4 protein-coding genes are annotated in these 3,783 nt (G+C 70.0%); 2 read left to right on the top strand and 2 right to left on the bottom strand.

What is annotated here, in order from left to right:
* On the bottom strand, nt 1-1,372 hold a 1,372-nt coding region (locus tag VJR25_RS15430; protein ID WP_324116616.1), incomplete at its 3' end, for an alkaline phosphatase family protein.
* A gap of 202 nt (nt 1,373-1,574) precedes the next feature.
* Nucleotides 1,575-1,934, bottom strand: a complete 360-nt coding sequence (locus tag VJR25_RS15425; RefSeq protein WP_324116615.1) for a metalloregulator ArsR/SmtB family transcription factor — start codon at nt 1,932-1,934, stop codon at nt 1,575-1,577.
* A 90-nt stretch (nt 1,935-2,024) separates the two neighbouring features.
* On the opposite strand from VJR25_RS15425, the gene VJR25_RS15420 reads away from it, so the two are divergent.
* Both VJR25_RS15420 and VJR25_RS15415 read left to right on the top strand, forming a co-directional pair.
* Nucleotides 2,025-3,344, top strand: a complete 1,320-nt coding sequence (locus tag VJR25_RS15420) for an NAD(P)-binding domain-containing protein (RefSeq protein WP_324116614.1) — start codon at nt 2,025-2,027, stop codon at nt 3,342-3,344.
* Nucleotides 3,332-3,783, top strand: a 452-nt coding sequence (locus VJR25_RS15415) for a GNAT family N-acetyltransferase (RefSeq protein WP_324116612.1), incomplete at its 3' end; no start/stop codon positions are given. The genes VJR25_RS15420 and VJR25_RS15415, both read left to right, overlap by 13 nt.

Here is a 3,783-nt window from a genome sequence, read left to right as displayed (position 1 = left end):
TGTCCGAGAGGTAGGACTGCCACAGGTCGTCGTCGGTGCCGGCGACGATCAGGCTCGGGTCGGCCGGGTGCGTCTGCGCCCACGCGGCGTTGATCGCGCTGATGATGGGGCCGTCCTTGATCGTGACGAGCTTGTTCGGATCCTGCGGGGACTGCCCGTGCTTGGCCGTCACGATGATGCTCGTCGAGCCGGTCAAGCCCGCCTTGCGGATCGCCGAGACCATGCGGCCGAGCTGCGCGTCGACGAAGTCGAGGGCGCTCGAGAGAACCGGGCCCGGCACGAGCTCACCGTTCAGCCACCGGTAGCCGCCGGCCTGCGGGGCGCTGGTCGTGTAACTGCCGTCGGAGTGCCTGATGAGGTCCGCCGAGGTCGACCGGAGCTTCTGGGCCACCGAGACGGCCTGGAAGTTCATGCCGAGGATCGCGGGTGTGCCCACCTTCGTCTTGCCAGAGTGGTCGAACCCGCCGATCTCGTTCAGGATCGCCTGCACCTTGTAACCGTCGTACTGCTTGGTGGCGGCGTCGATATGAGCCCAGTCGTCGTCCTGCGGGTACGGCACGCCGTTCGGCATCACGGCCTGCGAGTCGATCTCGGGTGCGAAGAGGTCGTCGATGCTCTGCCCGTCGGAGCCGGGGCCGTTGAACGAGGCGTAGACCGCGTGCTTGTCGGACCACGCCGTGCGCAGGCCGGCGTCGTGGGCGACCTGGAAGATCGTGTTGTCTCCGAGGTAGTCCCACGGGGTGATCGGCCGGCAGGTCTTCGGGTCCACGGGGAAGGTCGCGGGATCGAGCGTGGCCTTCGGGTCGAAGGTCAGGTTCATGATCGCGGCGGGGTTCGTGTCGGCGCCGTTCGCGAAGACCGAGCCGTCCTCGTCGAACGAGGGGAATGTGCTCGTCGAGGTGCCGATGAGGTCGGGCACGTTCGCCAGCGCATCGTCGGGAGAGTCGTAGACGACGTCGCCGCCGGTGGCGGGCTGCCCAGGAGTGCACGAGGCGCCGGCCTCGTCGACCGTGTGGCTGTACTCGACGTCGTAGAAGACGCCCGTGGTCTTGGGGTTTCCTCCGGTCATCAGCGCGGTGCCGCCGGGGTCGGAGTCCGACGGGTTCGACGTCAGCGCGTCGGTGTACTCGCGGCCGTGCCGGGTCAACCGGGCCAGCGTGGAGTCCGGGTGGGCGGCGATGTACCAGGCGAGGTCGCTCTGGTGCATCCCGTCGACCGAGATCAGCAGCACGTGCTGTGCCCGCCGTGCTGCGGGGCGGTGCACGGACGCCGAGGCGCTGCTCGCGGTCACACCGCCGGCGACCGCCGCGGCCACCAGCGCCGCAATGCCGGTCGCCGCGAGCATGGCCCGCGTTCTCGTCCTGTCGCTCATGGGTTTCCTCCGTCATCAGCGCGCGTGATGGCGCCGTTCGCGGCGCCCGCGACTCACCCGCGCACCAGCCAACCTGCTGGCCGCACATGAACGGCGACGGGCGCCGGGGTGACGCCGGAAGGAATCGTGTCTGGTGCTTTGCCGGTGCTTTGCGAAGGGCCGGCTGGATGCCGGACTCGGCATCCGTGGTCGACGCGATGGATCAGGCCGTGACGAGCAGGGCGGAGACCTGCTCGAGCGCTTCCGGAACGAGCCGGTAGTAGGCCCACGTGCCGCGCTTGGAGCGCGTGAGGAAACCCGCCTCGGTGAGCACTTTGAGGTGGTGGGAGACGGTCGGCTGAGACAGCCCGATCGGGTCGGTGAGGTCGCACACGCACGCCTCCCGGCCCTCGCTGGAGGCGACGATGGACAGCAGCCGCAGCCGAGCCGGGTCTGCGAGGGCCTTGAGGGTCGTCGCGAGCTGCTCCGCATCGGCCTGCCCCAGCGGCTCTTTCGCGAGCGGGGCGCAGCACGCCGCCCGCGTCTTCGCGGTGACGTCGGTGATCTCGAGCAGCTGACCCATGCATCGATCATAATCGATATTGACAATCATCGATAGAGAGGTCGATACTGAACATCGACGTTCATCAATATCCCTCGTGGAGGTCTTCTCGTGACACTGCTCGATCTCACCCCTCGTCCGGCCACGGATGACCGGCTCGCGACGCTGCCGGTGCTGATCATCGGCGCAGGTCCGGTGGGCCTCGCGGCCGCCGCGAACCTCGTCGAGCGCGGCATCGACTTCGCGATCCTCGAAGCCGGCACCGAGGCTGCGTCGTCGATCCGGCTCTGGGCGCACACCCGGTTCTTCTCCCCGTGGCGGCACCTGATCGACCCCGCCTCCCGCCGCTTGCTGGAGGCATCCGGCTGGTCACCGGCTGCGGCGGAGGGTCGTGCGCCGACCGGGCGCGAGCTCGTCGACGACTACCTGGCCCCGCTCGCCGAACTGCCCGAGATCGGGTCGCGGATCACCTACGGCGCGAAGGTCGTGGCCGTGACCCGGGAAGGCATGGACCGCACCCGCACCGCCGGGCGGGCCGCGGCGCCGTTCCTCGTCCGCGTCGAGCATTCCGATGGGCGGGTGGAGGAGCTGACCGGCCGCGCGGTGATCGACGCGTCCGGCACCTACACGACACCGAACCCGCTCGGCTCGTCCGGGCTCACTCCGCTCGGCTCCGACCGGGTGCGCGAACGGGTGGTGCACGCCCTCCCCGACGTGCTGGGTGCGGATCGGGAGCGGTTCGCGGGGAAGCACACCGTGGTCGTCGGGGCCGGGCATTCCGCCGCGAACACGCTGATCGGTCTCGGCAAGCTCGCGCGGGAGGAGCCGGGCACGCGCGTGACGTGGCTGATCCGGAAGCCGTCCGCGATCCGGGTGTCGTCGTCCCCGGACGACGAGCTGCCGGAGCGGGCCAAGCTCGGCACCCGGGTCGAGCGCCTGGGCAGGGCCGGGATCGTCGACGTGGTCGACTCGTTCCAGATCGGCCGTGTCGAACCCGTCGAGGGCGGCATCCGACTGGCCGGCACCCGCCGCGGTGAGCCGGCGGTCGTGGATGCCGATCTCGTCGTCGCCGCGACCGGGTTCCGACCGGACCTGGACATGCTGCGCGAGGTGCGGCTGGAGCTCGACGACATCGTCGAGGCCCCGAAGCGCCTGGCGCCACTGATCGACCCGAACCTGCACTCCTGCGGCACGGTGTCCCCGCACGGCTACCAGGAGCTGCGGCATCCGGAGCAGGGGTTCTTCATCGTCGGGATGAAGTCGTACGGACGCGCGCCGACGTTCCTGCTCACCACCGGCTACGAGCAGGTCCGCTCCGTGACGGCCTGGCTCGACGGCGATCTCGACGCCGCCTCCCAGGTGCGGCTCGTGCTCCCCGCGACCGGCGTCTGCTCCACCGGCGACACCGGTGGCGGGTCGTGCTGCTCGTGACCGGCATCCGCCCGATGACGGCGACGGATTGGCCGGCGGTGGAGGCCATCTTCGCGGCCGGCATCGCAGGCGGCGAAGCCACGTTCGAGACGACCGTCCCGGCCAGGGAGCAGTTCGACGCCGGCAAGATCTCCGCTCCGCGCCTGGTCGCCACGGACCACGACGGCGTCGTGGTGGGATGGGCCGCCGCATCCCGGGTCTCAGTCCGGGACGCGTACCGGGGTGTGATCGAGCACTCCGTCTACATCCATCCCGACCATCACGGGGAAGGCATCGGCACCCTGCTGCTGCGCGCCTTCATCGCCGCGGCGGATGAGGCGGGGTTCTGGACGATCCAGTCGAGCATCTTCCCGGAGAACATCGCCAGCATCCGCCTGCACGAGAAGGCAGGCTTCCGGGTCGTCGGCACCCGGGAACGCGTCTCGAAGTCGCTGCTCGG

This window comes from Microbacterium sp., assembly GCF_035277845.1.
Taxonomy (GTDB): Bacteria; Actinomycetota; Actinomycetes; order Actinomycetales; family Microbacteriaceae; genus Microbacterium.
Note: the sequence above shows the minus strand (reverse complement) of the source record. Positions and strands in the feature narration are given on the sequence as shown.